Genomic DNA, 23,296 nt, shown 5'->3' with positions numbered 1-23,296 from the left:
GGGAGGTTTTCGCCCGGCGGTTACACCGCCTTGCCCACGCGCCTTCCTACGAGAATGAGTGCCTTTTTCATGGTCGCGGACACTAAGGGCGGGCAAGGCAGCCTGTCAACGGCAAAAATCGCGGCGGCGATGAAGGTGTTTCCCAATTCGACAGATGGCCGTCACGATTTCGCGACCGACGCCACATCCTGCCGACATCACGCAAACCGCAACGTCCCATCCATCGCCCTCAACACGGCGCTCCCAGGTCAGTACGGCAGCAGCGTTTTCCGGATAAGTCCTTGAAGCCACGCGAAACTATGGTGGGGCGTGACGAAGGCCGTGCTCTCTGCCGATACTTGATCGTCCGGCTCGGGAGGAGCCACCATGACGGCCTGGATTTCACGGAGGAAGACTTATGCTCGACAAGGCCCCAAACAAGAAACTGTCCGACCTGCTCGACCAATTCGGCGCCGCGCTCGCCGCCAATGACATCGAGAAGGCCGTCGGTTGTTTTCAAGACGACTGCTACTGGCGCGACCTTGTCACCTTCACCTGGAACATCAAGACCATGGAGGGCAAGGACCAGGTCCGCGACATGCTGAAAAGCCAGTTGTCGAAGACAAAGCCGTCGCATTGGACGCTCGCCAAGGGCGAGGACGCGACCGAGAGCGGCGGGCTGATCGAGGGCTGGATCAGTTTCGAGACCGAATTGGCGCGCGGCTTTGGCCATGTCAGGCTGAAGGACGGCAAGATATGGACGCTGCTGACCACCATGGCCGAATTGAAAGGCCACGAAGAGAAGGCCGGCTTCGCGCGGCCCATGGGCGCCAAGCATGGCTCGGGCAAGAACCGCCCGACATGGAAGGAAGAACGCGAGAAGGAGGCCGCCGAACTCGGCTTCAAGACGCAGCCCGACACGCTCATCATCGGCGGCGGCCAGGGTGGGATCGCGCTCGGCGCAAGGCTGCGGCAGCTCGGTGTGCCGACCATCATCGTCGAGAAGAACGAGCGGGCCGGCGACAGCTGGCGCAAACGCTACAAGTCGCTCTGCCTGCACGATCCGGTCTGGTACGACCATCTGCCCTATATCGATTTCCCGAAGAACTGGCCGGTCTTCTCGCCCAAGGACAAGATCGGCGACTGGCTGGAAATGTACACCAAGGTGATGGAGCTGAACTACTGGTCCTCGACCGAGGCCAAGAGCGCTTCCTATGACGACAAGAAGAAGGAGTGGACGGTCGTCGTCCGCCGCGACGGCAAGGACATCACCCTGAAGCCCAAGCAATTGGTGCTGGCGACCGGACAGTCCGGCAAGGCCAATCTGCCGAAATTCAAGGGCATGGAAAACTTCAAGGGTGACCAGCATCACTCATCGAAGCACCCCGGCCCCGACGCCTATGCCGGCAAAAAGGCCGTCGTCATCGGCTCCAACAATTCCGCCCACGACATCGCCGCCGCACTTTGGGAAGCCGGTGCCGACGTCACCATGGTGCAGCGCTCGAGCACCCATATTTCCAGATCCGACACGTTGATGGAGATCGGGCTGGGCTCGCTCTACTCGGAGCAGGCAGTGCAGAACGGCATAACCACGGCCAAGGCCGATCTGATTTTTGCTTCGCTGCCCTACAAGATCCTGCACGAGTTCCAGATCCCGGCCTATGCCGAGATGAAGAAACGCGACTCGGCATTCTACAAGGGACTGGAGAAGGCCGGTTTCATGCTCGACTGGGGCGACGACGAGTCCGGCCTGTTCATGAAGTACCTCAGGCGCGGCTCCGGCTACTATATCGATGTCGGCGCCTCTCAGCTGATCATCGATGGTTCGATCAAGCTGAAGAGCGGCGTCGACGTCGAAGAGATCAAGCAGCATTCGGTTCTGCTCAGCGACGGATCGGAACTGCCCGCGGACCTCATCGTCTACGCCACCGGCTATGGCTCGATGAACGGCTGGGCCGCAGATCTGATCTCTCGCGAAACCGCCGACAAGGTCGGTAAATGCTGGGGCCTCGGCTCTAACACCACCAAGGATCCCGGCCCCTGGGAAGGCGAGCTGCGCAACATGTGGAAGCCGACGCAGCAGGAAGCGCTGTGGTTCCATGGCGGCAATCTGCACCAGTCACGCCACTATTCGCAGTTCCTGGCGCTGCAATTGAAGGCAAGGCAGGCAGGCCTGCCGACGCCGGTCTACGCGCTGCAGAAGGTGCACCACAAGGGATAGCCAACCCGAACAAGGAACCACTGTGGTGCGGCGAATGCCGCACCACAGCTACACCGTCGTCAATTGCTCAAGCACGAGGCTCGACCGGTTCGGACTTACCGGCGGCCACGTCGAAACGCCCCGTATCGCCAAGAGGAGCGCGCGGCGGCCTCTCAGGAGCGTCTGCCGCACGTTCCCGACAATTGTTTGGCCTGCGCGACCTCACAGTACCTTCACCATCGAAACAGAAACACATGGCTGTCCCCTCCCGGTGATGAACCCGTTGTCAGATACGGTTGGCGAAATCGCGCACGACCCGCTGCAGCAACGGCACGTAGTCGCGAAACGTCCGCGTCTTCATGTTGGCGATCTTGCCGGCCTCGTCCCATCTGCGGACCCGCACCGCCTCCTCGTGGAACGGGTTCTTGCGGAACTCGGCCACCTCCTCGGCGTTCATCGGCCCGCCCTGCAGCGACAGCGTGTGGACAGAGGCCTGCGACAGCCTGCCGAAATAGGTCGGGTCGGTGGCGCAGAGGTAGCGTTTTGCCGAAACATGCAACCGGACGCATTCGACAATGACAGGCGGGAAGAACGGCGCCAGCACCTCGCCGCCGGCCTCGTCATGATGCTTGTCCTCGACATCCTCGGGCGAATAAGTGCCGAACTCGCTGGTGTAGTGGCCGATGTCATGCAGCAGGGCCGCCGCCACCAGCGCCTCCGGCGCGCCGTCCTGCTCGGCAAACCAGGCGCCCTGCAGCATGTGCTCCGACATGGTGACAGGTTCGCCGAGATAGGATTCGGCACCCCGGCGTTCAAAGATGTCGGCGATGAATTCGACGATGGTGTCCGCGTTCAGATCCTGGCTGTTCATTCCGCGGCCTCCTTGAACTGATGTTCGATCGCGGAAAGCGTCGACAACAAGCCGTCCTTGTCGGCGTAGCAGCCTTGCAGCCACCGCTTGCCGGAACCGGAAAACGCCTTGCGGGCATGCATGACGCGGGTGTTGTCGACGATGAACGCCTGGCCGGCTTCGAGCTTGAAGGTCACCTCGAAGGACGGATCCTCGATCAGTTCGGCGAACCGGCGATAGGCGGCGTAGTAGGCGGCCATCTCGGCGAAGGGCACATCGACCGTCGGCGCCAGCGAGCGGTTGTTGAAGCGAATGTAGATGAGTTCGCCATCGGGCCCAAGCTCGATCATCGGCCGCTTGGCCTGCAGCCGCACCCCCGACGAGCCGGCATATTCGAAACGAGCCGGGTATGAACTCAACAGCCGGAAACCTTCCGGGTTTTCGGCCTGCAAGGCTGCCGCGACGGCAAACCCGTCAACGACGCTGGATTCGCCACCTTCCACCGTGTTCTCGATGCAGGACAGGATCTGGAGCGTCGGCACCGGATCGCGATAGGGATTGTCGGTGTGCGCCTGAAGACCAAGATTGGTGTAGGCGAGATTGGTCGGATTGACCTCGGCGCGGACTTCGAACCAGCGGCCGTAATTGGTTTCCCTGATGTAGCCGAACAGGTCGGACACTTTGCAAAGCGCCCCGGATTCTGTCGGCAGGTCGTCCATCACGGCGAAGCCATAGGTTTTCACCGCCGACAGCCATTGCCGCAAGACGGTGCGGTCACGGTTGGCCGCGACATAGCCGGCGCGTGGCACCGAATCCTGCATGGTGGCCTTGGTCCATCGAACGGTGTCCTTGGAGGTCCATCCAGCCTGGCGAGCGGTGTCGCGGTCATAGGCGTTGGTGCTCAGCCATGGCGAGGGAAAGCTGACCGTCTTTCCTTCCGGTACAAAGGTCAGCTCAAGCGCATCGCCCTTGATCGAAACGGTGCTGATCCTCGTATCGGCCGGAATGTCGAGGATGGTGATGAGCCGCTGGCCGTTGCCGGCGCTGCGTGTCTTGTCGTCCAGCGCGTTGTCGCGCAGCCACATGGCATGAAAGCGGGTGCGCGACCCGTCCTGCCAGCCAAGTTCGATTGTTCTGCCTTCGTCTCCAACCAGCGCGTGGGTAAGCATGTAAATCCGTCCTGTCCGTTTTATCCCCACAGCTCCGTCTGCGGGCTCCGATTGCATGTTGGGCCGACTACAGGCATAACTCAAATTATCATTTTGTGGCCAATGACCATAGATACCTAATGGCTCGAAGAACCATCCCTGCTCTGCCTCCGCTCGACTGGCTGCGCAGTTTCGAGGCGGCGGCGCGACTGTCGAATTTCACCGCGGCGGCAGCCGAACTCGGCCTGACACAGGCCGCCGTCAGCCAGCATATCCGGCTGCTCGAGGACCGGCTGAAGACGCGCCTGTTCTCGCGATTGGCGCGTGGCGTCGCGCTGTCGCCGGAGGGTGCCGCCTACCTGCCCCACATCCAGTCGGCCTTCGCCACCATCGGCAGCAGCACGACGGAGTTGTTCGAGCCGCGCGCGGTCCAGACCGTCTCGATCCGCGTGCCGATCTCCTTCGCCCTGCTGGTCCTGGTCCCGGCGCTGCCTGATCTCGCCGAGGCACTGCCGCGCATCCAGCTCGATCTGGTGACGATCCATCGCCCGGCCGATTACGACCTGCCGGGCTCGGCGCTCGACATCCGTTTCGGCAACGGATCCTTCCCCGGACGCGAGGCCGACAGGCTGACCGCCGAGCGGCTTGTGCCGGTGGCAAGCCCGGCCCTGGCCGCGGCCACCGATTGGACAGCCCTGCCGCTGCTTCTGGTCGCCGGTGCGCGCGAGATGTGGGCGGAATGGTTCGCGGCGGCCGGATTGGCCGGCCACCCCCAGCGGTCGCATCGCTTCGACAGTTTCGTCGCGGCGATGGAAGCCGCGAGCGCCGGGGCCGGCGTGCTCCTGGGGTCGCGCCCGCTTGTCGACACGGCGCTCAAGAGCAAGATCCTGGTGCCGCTTTCCGATTTCGAGCTCTCGAGCACATCAGGCCATTTCCTGACCAGGGCGTCGACCGCGCGCCTGACCAATGCCGAGCAGAATTTCCGCCAGTGGCTGCTGAGGCGCCTCTCCAGTGAGGCCTCGACCTGACCGGCACGGGCTATCGCGACGTGGCGCCGATACGCTTCCAGTAGATCAGCGTGCCGGTCAGTCCGCCATGCGGCTTCAGCGCATAGTCCGGAATTTCGCCGGCCAGGGTAAAACCGAGTTTTTCGTAGAGGCCTGAAGCGCCCTCTTCCGTCGCCGTATCCAGGACTAGCAGCGTGCGCCGCTTCTCGACGGCGAGACGCTCGGCGCCCCGCATCAGGCGCGTTCCGACGCCCCTGCCCCGATGTTCGACTGATGTCATCAGCTTGGCGATCTCGGCCCGGTGCGGCTGGTTGGGTGGGAAGTCGAGCAGCAGCGTGACGGTGCCGATCAAAACCTTGCCGTCCCAGGCGCCGAGCACCACGCGTTCCCCTCTGGCCGCCGCGTCCAGCGACCTCTCCCAGAATGCGCCTGCCGCTTCCGTCGCCAGCGGATGCATGAAACTGACCGCCCCCCCGGCGGCAACCGTTTCGACCAGCAGATCAGCCAGCATTGCCAGCGTTTCCGCACTGGCGCTCAGGGCTCGGATTTCGATGGAATTCATGCCTGTCCCTCTGGAGACGATCAATGGGCGTCAGTAGAGATTGCGCACGCGCCGCCGCTTGCGCGCTGCCTTGATGGCGCTGATGCGCTCGGTGTCTTCTTCCCTGAGGTGCCGCCCGCGCTCCAGAATCTCGAGCGTGTATTCCTCATAGGTCAGGCCCAGCCGCTCGGCCTTGTCCATGCGCATCAACATGACCTCCCGGCTCGGCGCCTTCCATGCCTTGGCGTGCGCGGCCTGCCAGGCCAGGAAGATGTAAGGGTCGCCCTTGCCCCAGGGTGGTCCCTTGTACTCGTCAAGAGGCGGACCCCCATTGTGGGAGCGCTTTGGCCGTCTCGCCACGATCTCAGCCCCTGACCAGCGCGACGAGATAGTCGGCGCCCGCCTCCGGAGCGTAAAATGTGCAGTCCGACGGCGCGCCGAGCGCCAGGCAGTCGCCAGGCCCCAAACTGTGCACCGCATCGCCCTCGGTGAAGTCGAGCCGTCCGGAAATCAGCCAGATCTGCTGCTTGATGAAGGCGTAGGAGGCCGCCGGCAGGCTGACCCTGGCGCCCGCCGGCAGGTGCACCTTGATCAGCTCGAGCGGCATGTCGCTGGCCGGAGACAAATGCCGCCTGACATAGCCTGTATCGGGATCGCGCCACACCGGCTGGTCGGCCTCGCGCAGCAGCCCGCCGCCTTGCAATTCCGCCCGAGCGATGAGGGTCGACAGCGTCATGCCGAAGGCCGCCGCGATGCGGACAAGAAGAGCGGCCGTTGGGCTGGTCATGCCGCGCTCGATCGTGCTCAGCATCGCCTTGGAAACGCCGGACCGCTCGGCGAGTTCGGCCAGCGACCAATCCCGAATGCCCCTTTCGGCGTGGATCCGCCTACCGATGGTCGAGGAAATATCGTTCGCTATATCATCCATTCGTCCATTATAGCGAAAGACGGGCGTTGGAGAAGAGCCCTTTTGCTACAATTTTCGCCAGGAACTTAATCTTCTCTGCACCATCCGACCTCATCCGACCTTAACCCCATTCCGGTAGGGTTCGATCTCCAGGGAAATGGGGATTGGCCTGTCCATGTATGTCGAACGCGAAGCTTCCGTCGGAGAACCGACATCGCAGGAGCGCCGCGACGCGGAGCAAAACGACCGGCGCATCCTGGGCAATGTCGTGCAATGCGACGGCGCGCGCGCCACAATCAGCGCCTATGCCGACGATGTCGACGGCGCGGTCACCGGCCTGTGGACGGTCGGCAAGATGATCTCGATCAATCTGGGCACGACGCGAACCGTCGGACTGGTCTATGCCATCGGCAAGTCGGATCGCGCTTGGAGCAATGAGGGCCAGAACGCCATCGAGGTCAGCATCGAACTGATCGGTGAAGTGCGCGACGCTGCCGAGCCGGGCGCCAGGCCGATCTTCGACCGCGGCATCACCACCTATCCTCATATCGGCGCTATCGCGCACCGTATCCGCACCCGCGATCTGCAGGCGGTCTATGATCTCGCCGGCCGCCATTCCATTACCATCGGCTCGCTGGCGCAGGACGAGACGATCGCCGCCAACATCGCCATCGACGACACGCTGGCGCGCCATTTCGCCGTTGTCGGCACCACCGGCGTCGGCAAATCCACCGCCGTTTCGCTGCTGCTGCGCAAATCGATTGAGGCACGCCCCGATTTGCGCATCCTGATCCTCGACCCACACAATGAATTTGCCAACTCGTTGCCTGAATATTGCGTCAAGGTCGATTCCAAGACGCTCGACCTGCCGTTCTGGATGTTCAAGCTTGAGGAATTCGCCGAGGTGCTGTTTCGCGGTCGTGAGACCGACGCGGAAGAGATCGACGCTCTGCGCGATCTCATTCCGCTTGCCAAGAACCTCTACCGCAACCCGAATTCAGGTGCTTATCTCAGGCGCGGCAATGATGCGCTGACCGCCGATACGCCTGTACCTTACCGCATCGCCGACCTGCTCAAGCAGATCGACGAGCGCATGGGCATGCTCGAAAGCAAGAACGAGCGTCCGACGCTCAAATCGCTGAAGACGCGCATCGAATCGGCGGCCGCCGATCCGCGCTATCGTTTCATGTTCAGTTCGCGCCTAATCGAGGACACCATCCACGAAACGATCGGCAACATCTTTCGCGTGCCGCATCATGGCCGGCCGGTGACCTGCTTCGAGATGGCCGGCATGCCCTCCGAAGTGGTCAATTCCGTCTGTTCGGTGCTCGCGCGCCTGGCCTTCGACCTCGCTCTGTGGAGCGAGGGCAAGCTGCAACTCCTGCTGCTGTGCGAGGAAGCGCATCGCTACATGCCGGCCGATCCGCGCCTCGGCTTCGCACCGACAAGGCATGCGCTGTCGCGCATCGCCAAGGAAGGCCGCAAATATGGCTGCTATCTCGGCGTCGTCACCCAGCGTCCAGGCGAGCTTGACCCGACCATCCTGTCGCAATGCTCGACCTTCTTTGCCATGCGCCTCGCCAACGAGCAGGATCAGGCGATCATCCGTTCGGCCATCGCCGACTCGTCCGCCTCGACGCTTGCCTTCCTGTCATCGATGGGCCAACGCGAAGCCATTGCCTTCGGCGAAGGTGTCGCGACCACCATGCGGCTGAAGTTTGAAAAACTGCCCAGCCATCTGCTTCCCGGCACGTCCAAGCGCGAAGAGACCGCGGCACCAAAGGCCGGCGACGATGTCGATCTGGTAGCGATCGTCGAGCGGCTGCGCAACGTGCCGAAACCGACGCCGCAGGCGATGGCCTTCGCCGAAGTGGTCGACTCCAGCCGGCAGGCCGGCGACCCCGACTACCGAAAGCCGGCAACCGGCCGCGTGCAGTCGGACGACGACTTCGACATGCGCTACGGCCTGAAGCCCGCCACCTTTGGCCTGCGCCCCCAGAACGACTGAGCCTCCAAACGCTCTGATTACCGACTGGGAAGCCGAACCAGGCTTCCGAGGGCTGCACATCGTCGAACCGGCTTGGGTAAATCCCGAAAGGGAATTCGTCAGGCTGAGTAGGCTGGTGCCGTTTTCGAGAACCGGAGCGGAGCGGACATTCAGTCCGTGAGCACCGGAATCGCAGAAAACGGCGGCAGACGGCCAGCCTCACGAATTCAATGATGGGATTCTAGGCGCAGACGCGGTTGCGGCCTTGCCTCTTCGCCTCATAGAGCTGGCGGTCGGCGCGGCGATAGAATTCCTCGGCCGTTTCCTTGCGGTCCCAGACGGCAAGGCCGACGCTGGTGGTGATCTTGAGCCGCACATTGCCCGAAAGGATCGACATGTTGGCGATCGCCTTGCGGATGCGTTCGGCGAACTTGGCCAGCAGTTCCGCCTCCATATTGGGCGTGACGACGGCAAACTCCTCGCCGCCCAGCCGCGCCACCACGTCGTGGAAGCGTGTCATGTCCTTGAGGCAGTTGGCGACGGCCTTGAGCACCTCGTCGCCGACATCATGCCCATGGGTGTCGTTGACCTGCTTGAAATGATCGAGATCGAGGATCATCAACCCGACAGGCTTTTCGATGCGCCGGAACTCCTCAAGATATTCCTTGAGCGCATCGTCGAAATAGCGCCGGTTCTGCATGCCGGTCAGACCGTCGGTCAGCGCGGCGTGCTCAAGCGTTTCGGAGCGGGCGCTGAGCGAAACCGTCATGGCGCGCAGCTTGCCTTCTTCCGTCGCCTGTCTGCGGATCAGCGGGTAGATGAAGAAGATGCCGAAAAACAGCGCGGTCGCAAGCAACACGCCCGTCGCGAACAACAGCTTGTTGAGGTAGATGACCTTGTCCAGGCCCGACTGCGTATGGAGCTCCATGGCGAAGGATCGCAACAGTCCATAGGCGTGCAGCGTCACCAGGCCCGCGGCGAGGATCACGAAAATAAAGACGAAAAATGCGGATTCCGCCTTATGGAAACGCATCTGCTCCCCAATAAAAAGTGCCCATCGACCTTATGGCACGGACCGCCTTACGGAGCGTTAATCCCGACAACTTCGACGGGAACCCTTCCCTCAAGGTCAACTTTTTAAGTTGCATTAGCAACAAGTGTTTGGATCGTGGTTTCGAGATCGTCACCAGGGCGCAATCTCCGCCATTCCGGCCCCAGCTGATGGCGAAACCAGGTCGCCTGCCGCTTGGCATATTGCCGGGTTGCGATCTTGGCGCGCTCGATCGCCTCCGGAAAACTCAACTCGCCGGCCATCGCCGCCTGCAGGTCGCGAACGCCGATCGCCTTCATCGCCGGCAGGTCCGTATCGAGGCCAAGAGCTGTGAGTTGCCTGACTTCCTCCAGCGCGCCCTTGTCGATCATCTGGTCGAAGCGCCTTTCGATGCGGTCAACCAGCGCTGCCCTGTCCGGCTCGATGACCAGGAAACGCGCCGTCTGCCTGTCGATGAGCGGCCGGCCGCGCTCTGCCTGCCAATCCAGGATCGATCGGCCGGAGGCGTCGAGCACCTCCAGCGCCCGCACGACGCGCTGGCTGTCGGTTGGCTTGAGCTGCATGGCGGCTCTCGAATCCTCGCGCAGCAGCAGGCTGTGCAGCTTGACCGCGCCTTGCTCCTTCAACTCGTAGCGCCAGCGGTCGCGGATCCGCGACGGAATGTCGGGCATTTCCGAAATACCCTCCGCCAGCGCGCGAAAGTAGAGCCCGGTGCCGCCGACGAAGACTGGCCGCCGCGACAGCATTCCATCGTCGATGAGTTTCATCACATCCCGCAGCCACCCACCCGTCGAATAGGCGGTACCGGGCTGGACGTGGCCGTAGAGAAAATGCGGCACGCGGACGAGGTCAGCCGCCTCCGGCCTGGCTGTCAGCACGTCGAGCACCGAATAGCCTTGCATGGAATCAGTGTTGACGATGACGCCGCCCGTGCGCTCGGCCAGGTCGAGCGCCAATGCCGACTTGCCGCTGGCGGTCGGCCCGGCTATCAGGATCGCGTTCTTCACGCGGCCTTCGCCCGCATCCGCGCCGGAATTCTCGATGCCGCTCATTGCCACGCTTGTTTCCCGTCCCGCCGACCGCGCTCTGTCGCTGTCGCTTGCGAATATGGCCTCACGGTCGGTGGGCGCAAGCGCTGTCGTCTGGCTGGCCGAAGGCATTGCCTGCGATCTTGCCTTGCCGCAAGAGGCTGACGCGGCCGATATCACCGATGCGCTACGCGCCGCATTGGCTCGGGAACCGGTCGATGTGATCGTCCAGCAGGCCGAAACGCGGCGCAAGAAAATCCTCATCGCCGACATGGATTCAACCATGATCGACCAGGAATGCATCGATGAACTGGCCGACGAGATCGGCGTCAAGGATCGCGTCGCCACTATTACCGCGCGGTCGATGAATGGTGAGATCGCCTTCGAGCCGGCCCTGCGTGAGCGCGTCGCGCTGCTGAAGGGCCTCGATGCCGCCGTCGTCGACCGCATCGTCGCCAATCGGCTGACACTGGCCTCCGGCGGCCGCGCGCTGATCCAGACCATGCGCGCCAACGGCGCCTGGACGGCGCTGGTCTCGGGCGGCTTCGAAGTGTTCACGACCCGCATCGCGGCCATGCTCGGCTTTCAGGAAAACCGCGCCAACCGCTTGCTCGAACAGGACGGACACTTCACCGGACTGGTCGGCGAACCGATCCTCGGCCGAGCCGCCAAGGCCGAAGCGCTGCTTGAAATTTCGGCGCGCCTTGGATTGACGCCGGCGGACGCCATCGCCGTCGGCGATGGCGCCAACGATCTCGACATGATCCGCCTCGCCGGCACCGGCGTCGCCGTTCACGCCAAACCGACGGTCGCGGCCCAAGCGAAAGTTCGCATCGACCATGGCGACCTCACCGCACTGCTCTACCTGCAGGGCTATCGCCAGGAAGAATTCGCCGAATGATACCCATGCGTACCGAGCGCCTGATCCTGCGCAACTGGGAGGATCGCGACCGCGAACTCTTCCATCGCATCAATTCCGATGAACGGGTTATGGAGTTCTTCCCGTTTCGCCGCGACCGCGCCCAGGCGGACGCCAAGATGGACGAATTTCGGGTCGACATCGAACGAGATGGCTACGGTTTCGCCGCGGCCGAGATCATTGCATCAGGCCAATGCGTCGGCTTTGTCGGCATCACCGCAACCGATGATCTGCCGTTCCTGCCGGCTGGCGCCATCGAGATCGGCTGGCGGCTGGCCCCTGAATTCTGGGGCAAGGGATATGTCACTGAGGCCGCCGAGGCATGGCTGGCCTACGGCTTCGACACGCTTGGGCTTGGCGAGATCGTCTGCCTGGCGGTCGCGAGCAACCGCCGCTCCACCGCCGTCATGGAACGCCTCGGCATGACCACCGATCCGTCGGCCAATTTCGATCATCCAGACATTCCCGATAGCCACCCCGCCCTCAAGCGGCATGTGTTCTACAGGCTCGCGGCAACGGATTGGCGCGCAAGAAAAAGGGCGGCTCGCTAGCCACCCTTCATTTGATATCAGTAGGTTGCCGGACCTCAATCCATCCGGATCGTCACGAAACGCAACTCACCGGTCTTCGACGCCAGCATCAAGAGCGCATTCTTGCGGCCCTGTTCCTTCAGTGCGCCGATCCGGTCCATGACGTCCTTGGGCGTGGCGACCGATTCCTGCGCGATCTCGGTGATCACTTCGCCGGGCTGGATGCCGCGCTCGGCGGCGGCCGAATCCTTTGCCACATCGGTGATGACAACGCCGGAGACATCGGCGGCGATACTGAACTTCTTGCGCGTCTCGTCATTGAGCTCGCCGACGGTCATGCCAAGCACCGAGGCGGTCGAAACGGCCGGCGCCTTGTCGCCCTTTTGCTGATCGGTATTGCCATTCTCACCACTGGCAAGCTTCTCGCCATCCTCGAGCCGGCCGAGCGTCACCTTCACAGTCTGCTCGACACCCTTGCGCACGATCAGCACATCGACAGCCTTGCCCACCGGGCTTTCGGCGACGACGCGCGGCAGGTCGCGCATTTCATGGATGTCCTTGCCGTCGAACTTGATGATGACGTCGCCGGCCTGGATGGTGCCGTTGTCGACAGGTCCGCCCTTGATGACGCCGGCGACCAGCGCCCCCTTGGCGGTCGCCATGCCGAGGCTCTCGGCGATGTCGTCCGTCACCGGCTGGATGCGCACGCCGAGCCAGCCGCGCCGTGTCTCGCCATATTGGCGCAACTGGTCGACGACGCCCGAGGCGAGCTGCGAGGGGATGGAGAAACCGATGCCGATCGAACCGCCGGACGGCGAAATGATAGCCGTGTTCATGCCGATGACCTCGCCGGCGCTGTTGAACAGCGGGCCGCCCGAATTGCCGCGATTTATCGCCGCGTCGGTCTGGATGAAATCGTCATAGGGGCCGGAATTGATGTCGCGGTTGCGGGCCGAAACGATGCCGACCGTGACCGTGCCGCCGAGGCCGAACGGATTGCCGACCGCCATCACCCAGTCACCGACGCGCATCTTGGTGGAATCGCCGAACTTCACCGCGGTCAGCTTGTGGCCCTTGGGATCGACCTTGAGCACCGCGACATCGGTCTTGGTGTCGGTGCCGACCAGCGTCGCCTTCAAGGTGATGCCATCTGAGAAATTGACCTCGATGTCGTCGGCGTCCGCAATCACGTGGTTGTTGGTGACGACGATGCCTTGCTCGGCGTCGATGACGAAGCCGGAGCCCAGCGACTGTACCTTCTGCGAGCCGGCGTCCTTGTCGCCACCTTTGTTTTTGAAGAAATCGTCGAAGAAGTCCTGGAACGGCGAGCCTTCGGGAAGCTGCGGCATCGGCACCGCGCCCGGCCCTTCCGTGCCCTTCACCGTCTGCGAGGTCGAGATGTTGACCACCGCGCCGAGCACGCCTTGCGCCAGGTCGGCCACCGAAGCAGGTCCGTCTGCGGCGAAGGTCGGCGTCACGAAGGACGGGACGGCGACGGTGCCGACAAGAAGAGCTGCCGTGCCGGCGATGAACGTCCGCCGTGCCGCGCGCAAAAGGAGTGTGGATGTCATCGAGAAGCCTCCCGGTCTTTCTGAAAGAGAAAGCGCAACGGCGAAAACACCGTGTTGCGCCATGTTGGCAAAAAATACGGCACGTTTGCGGCTACGACTACCGGCAGAGGATAAATCCTCGATTATGCCGAAGACGAAAACCTGACATTCTCATCCGCCCCGGACCAGCCAGACGATGCCGACACCGATGGCGATCGCGGCAGCCCGGCGATCCGCAATATATTCTCCGGCATTGACAGCACCTCGCCCGCGAGCTTCCTCGCGAAACCGGGAAAGCCGCCATAGACCAGGCCCTCTATCACGAGGACCAGGCCTATCGCCGCGAAGAAGTCCCGCACCGGCTATTGCTGGCCGGTGCTGGGTTGTGTCGTCGGCGCGGCGGGAGCCGTCGGCGCCGGTGTGGCGGGAGCCGTCGGCTTCGCCGGCCCTTCCTTGCCGTCCGGATCACGGAAGAAGCGGAAGAACTCCGAATTCGGCGACAGCACCATGGTCGTCCCGGTGTTGTCCAGCGCCGTGCCATAGGCGTTCATCGACCGGTAGAAATCGAAGAAGGCCGGGTCACGCTTGTAGGCGTCCGCGAAGGTCGCGCTGCGCTGGGCTTCGCCCTCGCCGCGCAGGATTTCGGACTCCTTCTGCGCTTCGGCAACGATCTCGACCACTTCGCGATCGGCGCGTGCCGTGATGCGCTGTGCCGCTTCGTTGCCGCGTGCCCGTAGTCGAGCGGCCTCGGCCAGGCGTTCCGCCTTCATGCGGTCGTAGGTTTGCTGTGAAACCTCGGCCGTGAGGTCGGTGCGACGGATGCGGACATCCTCGATCTGCAGGCCAAGCGAGGTGGCGTCGGGCCTAAGCTGATCGCGCACTTCGCGCATCATCACCGCGCGCTCTTCCGAGAGCGCCGCCTCGAAGTCGCGCAGACCGTAGACGCGACGCAAGGCTGCGTCGAGACGGGTCCGCAGGCGCGCTTCGGCCAGTTCGATCTGACCGGACACGGCGGCACGGAATACGCGTGGATCCGAGATGCGATAGGCGATGAAGGCATCGACCTCATAGAACTTGCCGCCCGACACCTGGACGCGGATGTTGTCGAGGTCGAAGCGCAGCACCCTGTTTTCGATCAGCTGCACCGTATCGGCGTCGAAGAACGAGAACGGCGCCTTGAAATAGATGCCGGGCTCGCTCTTGACGTCGACGATCTCGCCAAACCTCAGCACCAGCGCCTGCTGGCGGGCATTGACCACGAAGACAGAGGAATAGATCAGGAACAATACGACCGCGGCGATGACGACGAAGATGGGAAGACGGTTGGCCATCACTGGGTACCTCCCGTGTTCGCGGCAGGCGCGGCCGGAGCCGGCGGTTTCGGCTGCAATGCCGGCAACGGCAGATAGGGTACGACACCTTGTCCGTTGCCTTGCTCGACGATGACCTTGCTCGAGTCCTTCAGAACCTTCTCCATGGTTTCCAGATAAAGGCGTTTGCGGGTGACGTCCGGCGCCTTGGCATACTCGTCATAGACCGAGATGAAGCGCTGCGCCTCACCTTCGGCTTCCTGCACCACACGGTTCTTGTAGGCGGCCGCGTCTTCGCGGATCTGTGCCGCCTCGCCGCGCGCCTGGCCGAGCTTCTGGTTGGAATACTGGTTGGCCTGCTCGACGAATTTGTCCTCGTCCTGCTCGGCACGCTGCACCTCGTCGAACGCATCGGCCACTTCGCGTGGCGGCGCTGCATCCTCAATGGAGACGGCGTTGACGTTGAGGCCGGCCTTGTAGCCGTCCAGCGTCGTCTGGATGATTTCGCGCACCGAGGCCGCTATGCCCTGGCGGTCATCACGGAAAATATCCTGCGCCGGCCGGCGGCCGACGGCTTCGCGCATGGCGCTTTCGGCAACCTGCCGCAGCATGCCGTCCGGGTCGGAGACGTCGAACAGATAGGCGCGGGGATCGGAGACCTGATAGGCCACCGAAAACTGCACGTTGACGATGTTCTGGTCGCCCGACAGCATCAGGCCGTTGCCGCTGGTGTTGCCGCCGCCAATGTCGACGAGCTGCTCGGAAATCTTGGCCGTTTCGACGGTTTCAAGCGGCCACCAATGGAAATGCAGGCCGGGCTGGGAAAGCTCGGGCTTCGGCTTGCCGAAGCGCAGTTCGACCGCGACCTCGTCAGGCTGCACCGTATAGACCGCCTGGAACGCCCACAGGACGACCAGCACCGCGGCGATCAGCCCGAACACCGCCGGACTGGCGCCGCCGCCGCCAGGCAGCGCGCGCCGCAGCCGGTCCTGGCCGCGGCGGATGATGTCCTCGAGATCGGGAGGCGAGCCCTGTGGTCCGCTCGGCCCCTTTGGTCCCTGCCCCCAGGGCCCCTGATTGTTGCCGCCGCCGCCGCCCCATGGGCCGCCGCCACCGCCGCTCTTGTCGTTCCAGGGCATGAATGTCCTTTCGCTTGGAATTCCCTCAAGCGCCGATGTTACGGCGCAAAATCCAGTGTTGTTCTTCTATAGGGATGTGGCAGCACGCTTTCAACGCGATGCCCCACCGACATCATCCGTTTTGGGTCGGTCGCGACCCTTTGTCGTCTTTCAATACCTTTTTTGTCTTTCAATGTATCTCGCGGCGGCGCTCGTAAACCGAATAGCGCGTTGCGTGGCTGTCCTTTTCCCCAGCCGGCACCTCCTGCGAACTGACGATACGCCATGTCTGAGGGTCGATCGGCGGGAAATGCGCATCGCCATCGACGGCGGCAAGCACATGGGTAACGTGCAGCCGGTCGGCCAGCGGCAGCGCCTGCGCATAGATTTCGCCACCGCCGATGACGCAGACCTCGTCCACGCCAGCCATGCAGCGTCCGCGCACCGTTGCCAGTTGGATCGCGGCCTCCAGCGTATGCGCCACCTCGACGCCCTCGGCGCGCCAGGCCTTGTCGCGGGTGACGACGAGATTCAGCCGGCCCGGCAGTGGGCGGCCAATCCCTTCATAGGTCTTGCGGCCCATGATGATGGGCTTGCCCATCGTGTCGGCCTTGAAACGCTTGAGGTCAGTGGAGAGCCGCCAGGGCAACCCGCCATCCCGCCCGATCACACCGTTATCGGCGATGGCGACATAGATAGCGACATGCATCAGTTCGCATCCCCGCCATTGCTGTCTGACGGTTCGAGCAGCAGGATGTCGATATCATGCTCGGGATAGAAATCTTTCGCGGTCATCTCGAAACTCGTCGGCCCGACCTTTTTGACATTGTCGCCGCAGAACGAGACCATGGCTTTGGGATTGCCCTTGTCGATGGTCAGCTTGAACTTGCCGATGGTTCCCGCGGCCCAGTTGCCGCCGGTGGTCAGTATATAGGCGATGCGGTTTTCGTAGAATTTCGGATAGCCGTCGGGATTGTCCTTCGCCGCCTTGCGCACCGCGTTCTCGAATGTGTCGTCCATGCAGTAGCGGGTCTTGTATGTGGCATACTGCCCCTGGAACTGGCCGTCATAGAAGAAGCTGACCGAGGACGTGCCGCCGACACTCGGCTTGTAGCGGTGCGAAACATGGACGTCCTTGTTGGCCGGAAAGGTCGAGCGCCACCAATAGGTCGAGCGCAATTGCCACCATGGCGCGTAGGTGGATTTCATGCCGCTGCCGTCATCGGCGGTGTCTTCGATGATGATGCCGCGGTTGACCCAGTCGTCGGCCACCGCCTTTGGCAGCTTCGCCAGCGCCGCCTTGGCCGCGTCGCCGAACGGGTTGAACGGCACATTCTGCGCCTTGAGGTCGGCGCTGATGTCGATGCCGAGCGCGAACACCTTCTGCTCAAGCTGCGGCTTTGCCGGCACACCGTCGATCGTCACCTCGAAACCCAAAAAATTGTCGCTCTGGTTTTCAGGGATCGCCGGCATTTCTTCCGGATCGCCCGAAATGTCGGGCATCGGGAAGGCGACGATCGCGCTGACATCCTTGTCGGTGTTGTTGTGGAAGACGTAGTCGACCGTAACTTTTTCGGGCGAAATGAAGAGATCCTCACTCTGCATCGCCACGGCATCGTTACGCGACAGAATGAGGCCGCCCGTGCCGAGTTCGGCAGTCGAGTCATTGGCCAGTGCCGGCGCGGCCGAAAGCGCCAACGCCACAGTCAGAACATATCGCAACATCGAAGCCCCCTCGGCTGGAATGCCTGGACGACCCTAGCCGTTTCAATGTGGCGTTTCAAAGCCCTTCCGTTTGCACTGGCGTGCCACAGGGTCTGGACACGCCAGCGGTCTGGACACGCAAGCGGTCTGGACACGCCAGCGGTCTGGACTAACAGGTTCCGATCGGGCAGGAGTTCGCCCCATGCGCAAGCTTCTCGTCATCGGCATCGGCGCCGGCAATCCCGACCACTTGACGGTTCAGGCCATATCAGGCCTGAACCGTGCCGACGTGTTGTTCATCCCCGACAAGGGCGCCAAGAAGAACGACCTTGCCGAATTGCGGCGTGAAATCTGCGACCGCTTCGTCACCAACCCGAAATCACGCCGCGTCGAATTCGACGTGCCGGTGCGCGCCGAGCCGGCGCCGTCCTACCGTTCGACCGTCGACGACTGGCACGAAACCATCGCCGCCATCTACGAGAGCCTGATCCGCGACGAGATTGCCGACAATGGCTGCGGCGCCTTCCTGATCTGGGGTGACCCCTCGCTCTACGACAGCGCGCTGCGTATTCTCGAGCGGGTGCGCGTGCGAGACAATGTCGCCTTCGAGCTGGAGGTCATCCCCGGCATATCAGCCATCCAGGCGCTTGCCGCCAGCCACAAAACGGCACTGAACCGCATCGGCGATTCCATCCTGGTCACCACTGGCCGCAGGCTGACCGAAGAGGGCCTGGCCAACAATGTCGGCAGCACAGTCGTCATGCTGGACGGCAAATGCGCCTTCAACACGCTGGCCGACCAGGATGTCACCATCCATTGGGGCGCCTATCTCGGCACACCGGACGAAATTCTTATCTCGGGCCGCCTCGGCGATGTTGGCGCGGAGATTGAGAGAACCCGTGAAGAAGCCCGCCGAAAGAAGGGCTGGATCATGGACACCTATCTGCTGCGCAAGCCCGGCGAGCCTGAGGATATCTAGCCAGTGCCCTGCAGCCACCGGGGCCGGCAGGTGGCAAGCCAGTTGTCGACCTCGCATGGGTAACAAGTGCGACGAGACGGATTGACTGCTCGCAAGCGCTAGAAAAAACAGCGTTTTATGTTAATTTGATGATCAAGTTCCGCCTCGTGGAACCCCATTCACCTGGCGTATATCACAGATATTGACGTTAAATTCACAGAATTGTATGATCACTTGACCGGTTCGAATCCCGCCGCTGTTTTCACCGGCGACCGCAATCGGCAACGGCGAATCCCGGCGAGGATGATTTCCATGATGTTCAGCGCCACCCTTTTTCGGGACCAATTCGCAACGCGTACCGGCTCACGCTGAACGGGATCATCATGTCCAGCCTGCTTGGGATCGACAACGGCCTGACGGTGACGAAGGCAGTGATCTTCGATGCCGATGGCTCGCAATTAGCGGTGGCCAGGCGCCGCGTGCCGCAATCGATGCCGCATCCCCGCTGGGTCGAACGCGACATGCTGCGCCTCTGGCAGGCGACCGCCGAGGCGATCAGGGATGCCATCGCGCTGAGCGGCCGGCCGGCTCTCGACATTAAGGCCGTTGCGGCAACCGCGCATGGTGACGGGCTGTATCTGGTCGACAGGGACCGCCGGCCGCTCGGCCCCGGCATCTTGTCGCTCGACAGCCGCGCGGGCGAGATCGTCGACGAATGGGCAAAAGGTTCGGTTTTTGCCGAGGCTCTCGCCCAGACCGGACAGGTTCCGCACGCATCGGCGCCATCGGCGATCCTGGCCTGGCTGAAAAGGCACGACCCAGAACGTTTCGGCCAGATCGGCCACATCGTCGGCTGCAAGGACTGGCTGCGCTTTTGCCTGACGGGCACTGTTGGCACCGACCTGACCGAGGCGAGCACCTCATTCACCGATGTACACACGCAAGCCTACGCGCCGGAGGCGATGCGCATCTTTGGCTTGGACGGGCTGTTTGCGGCTTTGCCCCCGGTTGCGCATTCGGCCGACATTGTCGGCTACACCACCGCCGAAGCGGCAGCACTGACCGGGCTTGCGGAAGGCACCCCGGTTGCCTGCGGCCTGCATGACGTCACCGCCTCGGCGCTTGGCATCGGCGGCCACGAGGACGGCGTGGTCAGCATCGTCGCCGGCACCTACTCGATCAACGAAGTGGTCTCCACCGAGCCGCGTACCGACCCGCGCTGGTTCTGCCGCAACGCCATCGACCCGGGGCGCTGGAACAACATGTCGATCTCGCCGGCCTCGACGGCGAATTATGACTGGTTCCTCGACACGCTCTGCCGCGCCGAGCAGGATGAGATGAAAAGAACGGGCGGCTCGATCCACGAGATGCTGGCGGCCGAAATCGACGCGGCGCTGAAGAAGCCTTCGACGCTGCTCTTCCATCCCTATCTGTTCGGCTCGCCCTACGGCAATGCCGCCAGCGCCAGCTTCGTCGGCTTGCGCGGCTGGCATGGCCGCGGCGACATGCTGAAAGCGGTGCTGGAAGGCATCGCCTTCAACCACCGCACCCATGTCGAAGCCCTGCGCGACGGCTTTGCCGTCCGCGAGGTGCGGCTGACCGGAGGCGGCTCGCGCAATCCGGCCTTCGCGCAGATGTTTGCCGACGTGCTCAACGTGCCGGTCATTGTCACGTCGACCGACGAGGCGGCCGCCTATGGCGCCGCCCTGTGCGCTGGTGCGGCAGTCGGCCTGTTTGCCTCGCCGCAACAAGGGGCGCGCGCCACCTGCACGGTGAACCGCGAATACCGCCCGGACCCGGAAGGCAGCGCCGTCTTTGACGAGCGCTATGCCATCTTTAGCCGCGTTGCCGAGCAGCTCAGGCCGAAATGGGTGGAAATCGAAAGCCTTGCAGGGCAAGAAATGGGGGGCACAGCATGATCAAGGCCGACGAACGGCGCGAAGAAATCGCCGAATACGTGATAAAGCTTGGCCAGGTGCGCATCGACGATCTGGTCGAGCATTTCGGCGTGTCGCGCATGACGATCCATCGCCACATCGATCAGCTGGCGCATCAAGGCGTGCTGCGCAAGCTGCATGGCGCCGTCACCGTGCAGCCATCCGGCCTCTACGAAAGCGCTTTCCGCTACCGGGTAACGGTTGGGCGAGCGGAAAAAGACGCGCTGGCTCGCGCCGCCATGGATTATGTGGAGCCGGGCCAGGCGATCATCCTGGATGATTCGACCACGGCCAATGCCGTTGCGCCGCTGCTGCTCGAGGTCACGCCACTGACCGTCATCACCAACAGTGTGTCGACGGCATCCTTACTGACCAATGTCGACGACATCGACTTCATCTGCCTCGGCGGCCAGTACCATCGCACCTACAACGCCTATATCGGCATCGTCTGTGAGAACGCGATCTCGCGGCTGCGCGCCAATCTCTTGATTTGCTCGGCATCCGCGATCAGCGGCACCACGGCCTTCATCCAGGATCAGCATGTGGTGCGGGTCAAGCAGGCGATGATGGCGGCGGCGATCAAGCGCATCCTTCTGGTCGACCATTCCAAGTTCGACAAAGTGGCCCTGCACGTGCTCGACGACCTGATCAGCTTCGAGGCGGTCCTGGTCACCGACGGCATCAGCGACAAGCATGCGCAAACGCTGGAGCAGGCCGGGGTTCAGCTGCGCGTCGTCAACACGGCGAGGCCATGACACCGACAGCCGAAAGCCATCACGGCTCCGAGCAAATGACCGCCCTCCCCGGCGATGTCGACGTCGTCATCTTCGGCGCCGGCATCAACGGAGCCGGCCTGTTTCGCGACCTCTGCGCGCAGGGCGTCAGCTGCTGCATCGTCGACAAGGCGGATTTCGGCTCCGGCACCAGTGCGGCACCGTCCCGCCTGATCCATGGCGGGCTGAAATATCTGGAGACCGGCGAATTCGGGCTGGTGGCGCAGTCGACGCTGGAGCGCAACCTGCTGCTGAAAAACGCACCGCACTATGTCTCACCGCTGCCCACAGTTATCCCGATCTTCTCCTGGGGCAAGGGCATGTGGGCGGCGCTGCGCACACTGCTGGGCTCGACCAGCGCACCGCGCAGCCGTGGCGCGATCCTCATCAAGATCGGCCTGATGATCTATGATTTCTACGGCTCGCGGCACCGGGTGATGCCGCGCCACCGGCTCGTCGGGCGCCGTCAGGCGCTCCGCGACATGCCGGCGCTGACCGGTTCGATCGTCGCCACCGGCACCTATTACGACGCCAAGATCACACATCCCGAACGGCTGGTGCTCGAGTTGATCGCCGATGGGCTGGAGGCCAATCCCAACTCCAGCGCGGCCAACTACACCGCGCTGGTGTCTTCCGCGAACGGCGTGCTGGCCTTCCGGCGGGAGAATGGCGGCGGCGCGTTCTCGCTGCGGCCGAAGCTGGTCGTCAACGCCGCCGGCCCATGGATCGACCAAGTCAACGCAGCACTCGGCGCCCCGTCGAAGATGATCGGCGGCACCAAGGGTTCGCACATCCTGCTGAAGCACGACGCGCTGGTGCAAAGCTTGGCCGGGCGCATGCTGTATTTCGAAGCCGATGATGGCCGCATCTGCCTTGTCTACGACTATCTCGGCAAGGCGCTCGTCGGCTCGACGGATCTTGCGGCCGACAATCCGGATACGGTCCGCTGCGAGCCGGCGGAAATCGACTATCTGCTGGAGAGCGTGCGCACGCTGTTGCCGGGCATGCGTTTCGAACGCGAGCAGATCGTCTATGCCTATAGCGGCATCAGGCCCCTGCCCGCATCCGACGCCGCAATTCCCGGCCTGATCAGCCGCGACCATTCGGCGCCGGTGGCGGAGCCCGAGCCATCGCGCCCATTCCCGATCATCTCGCTGATCGGCGGCAAATGGACGACCTTTCGCGGTTTTGCCGAGGAAGTCGCCGAGACCGTGCTTGATCGTCTCGGCCGCGCCCGCAAGGTGACGACACGCTCGATGCCGATCGGCGGCGGCAGGGATTTTCCGACCGACACAGCGGCGCGGTCAAGCTGGCTGGTCAACACCGCATCGGCTTCAGGCATCGACGAGACCCGCCTCGACCTGCTGCTGTCGCGCTATGGCACCAAGGCGTCGCGGATAGCCCGCCATCAGAGCGCATCGAGCAATGAGGACCGCCTGCCGGACTCGAGCGACTACAGCGTGTCGGAGATCGACTACATCGCTCGCAACGAATTCGTCGAACATCTGGCCGATATCGTCATGCGGCGCACCACCCTGGCCATCAGCGGTTCCCTGACGACAGGCGACTTGCAGCAGGTCGCCATCGTTGCCGGCCGGGCGCTCGGCTGGAACCCGCAAAGAACCGGCGAGGAAATCGATGCGGTTGTCACACAGCTCAACGGCACCAATTTGATGGGGCTGCAAGCGGAATTCCACCCGCCAATCGCAAGCGATCGCGCCAAACTGGCTTGAGCGCGGCACAGCTTCCTTGCCGGCTTGAAAGCGAGCGTATCACAGCGCTTGTGAGATATTGTTGAT

21 protein-coding genes and 1 pseudogene are annotated in these 23,296 nt (G+C 63.1%); 9 read left to right on the top strand and 13 right to left on the bottom strand.

Annotation, left to right across the window (positions count from 1 at the left end; translation table 11 throughout):
- The first annotated feature begins 397 nt into the window (after positions 1–397).
- On the top strand, positions 398–2,200 hold the full coding sequence (locus HGP13_RS17200; protein ID WP_172227536.1) for an NAD(P)/FAD-dependent oxidoreductase: 1,803 nt from the start codon (positions 398–400) through the stop codon (positions 2,198–2,200).
- A gap of 265 nt (positions 2,201–2,465) precedes the next feature.
- On the opposite strand, the gene HGP13_RS17195 is transcribed toward HGP13_RS17200, so the two are convergent.
- Positions 2,466–3,050: an HD domain-containing protein gene (locus tag HGP13_RS17195; RefSeq protein ID WP_172227534.1), complete on the bottom strand. Its 585-nt coding sequence runs from the start codon at positions 3,048–3,050 to the stop codon at positions 2,466–2,468.
- On the bottom strand, positions 3,047–4,198 hold the full coding sequence (locus HGP13_RS17190; protein ID WP_172227532.1) for a gamma-butyrobetaine dioxygenase: 1,152 nt from the start codon (positions 4,196–4,198) through the stop codon (positions 3,047–3,049). Before HGP13_RS17190 ends, HGP13_RS17195 begins: the two co-directional genes overlap by 4 nt.
- Before the next feature lie 119 nt (positions 4,199–4,317).
- Here HGP13_RS17190 and HGP13_RS17185 point away from each other — a divergent pair, with 119 nt between their 5' ends.
- Positions 4,318–5,205 carry a LysR family transcriptional regulator gene (locus HGP13_RS17185; RefSeq protein WP_172227530.1) on the top strand — a complete coding sequence of 296 codons (888 nt, stop codon included), beginning with the start codon at positions 4,318–4,320 and terminating at the stop codon, positions 5,203–5,205.
- A 10-nt stretch (positions 5,206–5,215) separates the two neighbouring features.
- On the opposite strand, the gene HGP13_RS17180 is transcribed toward HGP13_RS17185, so the two are convergent.
- The 3 genes from HGP13_RS17180 to HGP13_RS17170 are packed head-to-tail and all read right to left on the bottom strand — an operon-like array spanning position 5,216 to position 6,653.
- Positions 5,216–5,746, bottom strand: a complete 531-nt coding sequence (locus HGP13_RS17180) for a GNAT family N-acetyltransferase (protein WP_172227528.1) — start codon at positions 5,744–5,746, stop codon at positions 5,216–5,218.
- 30 nt (positions 5,747–5,776) lie between these two features.
- Positions 5,777–6,085 (bottom strand): hypothetical protein, encoded by a 309-nt coding sequence (locus HGP13_RS17175; protein ID WP_172227526.1) that lies wholly within the window; start codon positions 6,083–6,085, stop codon positions 5,777–5,779.
- Between the two features lie 4 nt (positions 6,086–6,089).
- The gene (locus HGP13_RS17170; protein ID WP_172227524.1) at positions 6,090–6,653 is read right to left on the bottom strand and encodes an XRE family transcriptional regulator; all 564 of its coding nucleotides are present in this window, start codon (positions 6,651–6,653) and stop codon (positions 6,090–6,092) included.
- Between the two features lie 154 nt (positions 6,654–6,807).
- Here HGP13_RS17170 and HGP13_RS17165 point away from each other — a divergent pair, with 154 nt between their 5' ends.
- Entirely contained in the window at positions 6,808–8,640 is a 1,833-nt protein-coding gene (locus HGP13_RS17165) for an ATP-binding protein (RefSeq protein WP_172227522.1), read from the top strand.
- A 220-nt stretch (positions 8,641–8,860) separates the two neighbouring features.
- Here HGP13_RS17165 and HGP13_RS17160 read toward each other — a convergent pair whose 3' ends face one another.
- Both HGP13_RS17160 and miaA read right to left on the bottom strand, forming a co-directional pair.
- Positions 8,861–9,652 carry a GGDEF domain-containing protein gene (locus tag HGP13_RS17160; protein ID WP_172227520.1) on the bottom strand — a complete coding sequence of 264 codons (792 nt, stop codon included), beginning with the start codon at positions 9,650–9,652 and terminating at the stop codon, positions 8,861–8,863.
- A 104-nt stretch (positions 9,653–9,756) separates the two neighbouring features.
- On the bottom strand, positions 9,757–10,722 hold the full coding sequence (miaA, locus tag HGP13_RS17155; RefSeq protein WP_172227518.1) for a tRNA (adenosine(37)-N6)-dimethylallyltransferase MiaA: 966 nt from the start codon (positions 10,720–10,722) through the stop codon (positions 9,757–9,759).
- Between miaA and serB the strand changes: the two genes are divergently transcribed.
- A complete protein-coding gene (gene serB / locus HGP13_RS17150) occupies positions 10,712–11,599 on the top strand; it encodes a phosphoserine phosphatase SerB (protein ID WP_172227516.1) in 888 nt (295 codons plus the stop codon). The genes miaA and serB overlap by 11 nt on opposite strands.
- Entirely contained in the window at positions 11,596–12,168 is a 573-nt protein-coding gene (locus HGP13_RS17145; protein WP_172227514.1) for a GNAT family N-acetyltransferase, read from the top strand. The genes serB and HGP13_RS17145 overlap by 4 nt, the downstream gene beginning before the upstream one ends.
- 35 nt (positions 12,169–12,203) lie before the next feature.
- Here HGP13_RS17145 and HGP13_RS17140 read toward each other — a convergent pair whose 3' ends face one another.
- The 6 genes and pseudogenes from HGP13_RS17140 to HGP13_RS17115 all read right to left on the bottom strand — a co-directional run bounded on the left by HGP13_RS17140 (position 12,204) and on the right by HGP13_RS17115 (position 17,850).
- On the bottom strand, positions 12,204–13,718 hold the full coding sequence (locus HGP13_RS17140; RefSeq protein ID WP_172227512.1) for a DegQ family serine endoprotease: 1,515 nt from the start codon (positions 13,716–13,718) through the stop codon (positions 12,204–12,206).
- Positions 13,719–13,868: 150 nt separating this feature from the next.
- A pseudogene (locus HGP13_RS17135) lies at positions 13,869–14,056 on the bottom strand (DUF2065 domain-containing protein).
- A gap of 3 nt (positions 14,057–14,059) precedes the next feature.
- Complete coding sequence (locus HGP13_RS17130; protein WP_172227510.1) at positions 14,060–15,028, bottom strand: protease modulator HflC; 969 nt, start codon at positions 15,026–15,028, stop codon at positions 14,060–14,062.
- Positions 15,028–16,146, bottom strand: a complete 1,119-nt coding sequence (gene hflK, locus HGP13_RS17125; RefSeq protein WP_172227508.1) for an FtsH protease activity modulator HflK — start codon at positions 16,144–16,146, stop codon at positions 15,028–15,030. The genes HGP13_RS17130 and hflK overlap by 1 nt, the downstream gene beginning before the upstream one ends.
- A 169-nt stretch (positions 16,147–16,315) precedes the next feature.
- Positions 16,316–16,834 (bottom strand): dihydrofolate reductase, encoded by a 519-nt coding sequence (locus HGP13_RS17120; protein ID WP_172227506.1) that lies wholly within the window; start codon positions 16,832–16,834, stop codon positions 16,316–16,318.
- On the bottom strand, positions 16,834–17,850 hold the full coding sequence (locus HGP13_RS17115; RefSeq protein WP_172227504.1) for a DUF4424 domain-containing protein: 1,017 nt from the start codon (positions 17,848–17,850) through the stop codon (positions 16,834–16,836). The genes HGP13_RS17120 and HGP13_RS17115 overlap by 1 nt, the downstream gene beginning before the upstream one ends.
- A 181-nt stretch (positions 17,851–18,031) precedes the next feature.
- Here HGP13_RS17115 and cobF point away from each other — a divergent pair, with 181 nt between their 5' ends.
- The 4 genes from cobF (at position 18,032) to HGP13_RS17095 (ending at position 23,230) form a co-directional block, all read left to right on the top strand.
- Positions 18,032–18,808: a precorrin-6A synthase (deacetylating) gene (cobF, locus tag HGP13_RS17110; RefSeq protein WP_172227502.1), complete on the top strand. Its 777-nt coding sequence runs from the start codon at positions 18,032–18,034 to the stop codon at positions 18,806–18,808.
- Between the two features lie 362 nt (positions 18,809–19,170).
- Positions 19,171–20,706, top strand: a complete 1,536-nt coding sequence (locus HGP13_RS17105; RefSeq protein WP_172227500.1) for an FGGY-family carbohydrate kinase — start codon at positions 19,171–19,173, stop codon at positions 20,704–20,706.
- Complete coding sequence (locus HGP13_RS17100; RefSeq protein ID WP_172227498.1) at positions 20,703–21,479, top strand: DeoR/GlpR family DNA-binding transcription regulator; 777 nt, start codon at positions 20,703–20,705, stop codon at positions 21,477–21,479. Before HGP13_RS17105 ends, HGP13_RS17100 begins: the two co-directional genes overlap by 4 nt.
- A complete protein-coding gene (locus HGP13_RS17095; protein ID WP_172227496.1) occupies positions 21,476–23,230 on the top strand; it encodes a glycerol-3-phosphate dehydrogenase/oxidase in 1,755 nt (584 codons plus the stop codon). Before HGP13_RS17100 ends, HGP13_RS17095 begins: the two co-directional genes overlap by 4 nt.
- The last annotated feature ends 66 nt before the right edge of the window (positions 23,231–23,296 follow it).

This window comes from Mesorhizobium sp. NZP2077, assembly GCF_013170805.1.
Lineage (GTDB): Bacteria > Pseudomonadota > Alphaproteobacteria > Rhizobiales > Rhizobiaceae > Mesorhizobium.
The sequence above is the reverse complement of the archived record's forward strand: the minus strand, read 5'-3'. Positions and strand labels throughout refer to the sequence as shown.

Bases quoted from the DNA above. Each gene is read 5' to 3' on its own strand.
- HGP13_RS17140 (WP_172227512.1), bottom strand. From the start codon at position 13,718: ATGACATCCACACTCCTTTTGCGCGCGGCACGGCGGACGTTCATCGCC.
- HGP13_RS17190 (WP_172227532.1), bottom strand. From the start codon at position 4,198: ATGCTTACCCACGCGCTGGTTGGAGACGAAGGCAGAACAATCGAACTT.
- HGP13_RS17195 (WP_172227534.1), bottom strand. From the start codon at position 3,050: ATGAACAGCCAGGATCTGAACGCGGACACCATCGTCGAATTCATCGCC.
- HGP13_RS17130 (WP_172227510.1), bottom strand. From the start codon at position 15,028: ATGGCCAACCGTCTTCCCATCTTCGTCGTCATCGCCGCGGTCGTATTG.
- miaA (WP_172227518.1), bottom strand. From the start codon at position 10,722: ATGAGCGGCATCGAGAATTCCGGCGCGGATGCGGGCGAAGGCCGCGTG.
- HGP13_RS17185 (WP_172227530.1), top strand. From the start codon at position 4,318: ATGGCTCGAAGAACCATCCCTGCTCTGCCTCCGCTCGACTGGCTGCGC.
- HGP13_RS17170 (WP_172227524.1), bottom strand. From the start codon at position 6,653: ATGGATGATATAGCGAACGATATTTCCTCGACCATCGGTAGGCGGATC.
- HGP13_RS17120 (WP_172227506.1), bottom strand. From the start codon at position 16,834: ATGCATGTCGCTATCTATGTCGCCATCGCCGATAACGGTGTGATCGGG.
- HGP13_RS17165 (WP_172227522.1), top strand. From the start codon at position 6,808: ATGTATGTCGAACGCGAAGCTTCCGTCGGAGAACCGACATCGCAGGAG.
- serB (WP_172227516.1), top strand. From the start codon at position 10,712: ATGCCGCTCATTGCCACGCTTGTTTCCCGTCCCGCCGACCGCGCTCTG.
- HGP13_RS17100 (WP_172227498.1), top strand. From the start codon at position 20,703: ATGATCAAGGCCGACGAACGGCGCGAAGAAATCGCCGAATACGTGATA.
- HGP13_RS17095 (WP_172227496.1), top strand. From the start codon at position 21,476: ATGACACCGACAGCCGAAAGCCATCACGGCTCCGAGCAAATGACCGCC.
- HGP13_RS17145 (WP_172227514.1), top strand. From the start codon at position 11,596: ATGATACCCATGCGTACCGAGCGCCTGATCCTGCGCAACTGGGAGGAT.
- cobF (WP_172227502.1), top strand. From the start codon at position 18,032: ATGCGCAAGCTTCTCGTCATCGGCATCGGCGCCGGCAATCCCGACCAC.
- HGP13_RS17105 (WP_172227500.1), top strand. From the start codon at position 19,171: ATGTCCAGCCTGCTTGGGATCGACAACGGCCTGACGGTGACGAAGGCA.
- HGP13_RS17115 (WP_172227504.1), bottom strand. From the start codon at position 17,850: ATGTTGCGATATGTTCTGACTGTGGCGTTGGCGCTTTCGGCCGCGCCG.
- hflK (WP_172227508.1), bottom strand. From the start codon at position 16,146: ATGCCCTGGAACGACAAGAGCGGCGGTGGCGGCGGCCCATGGGGCGGC.
- HGP13_RS17200 (WP_172227536.1), top strand. From the start codon at position 398: ATGCTCGACAAGGCCCCAAACAAGAAACTGTCCGACCTGCTCGACCAA.
- HGP13_RS17160 (WP_172227520.1), bottom strand. From the start codon at position 9,652: ATGCGTTTCCATAAGGCGGAATCCGCATTTTTCGTCTTTATTTTCGTG.
- HGP13_RS17180 (WP_172227528.1), bottom strand. From the start codon at position 5,746: ATGAATTCCATCGAAATCCGAGCCCTGAGCGCCAGTGCGGAAACGCTG.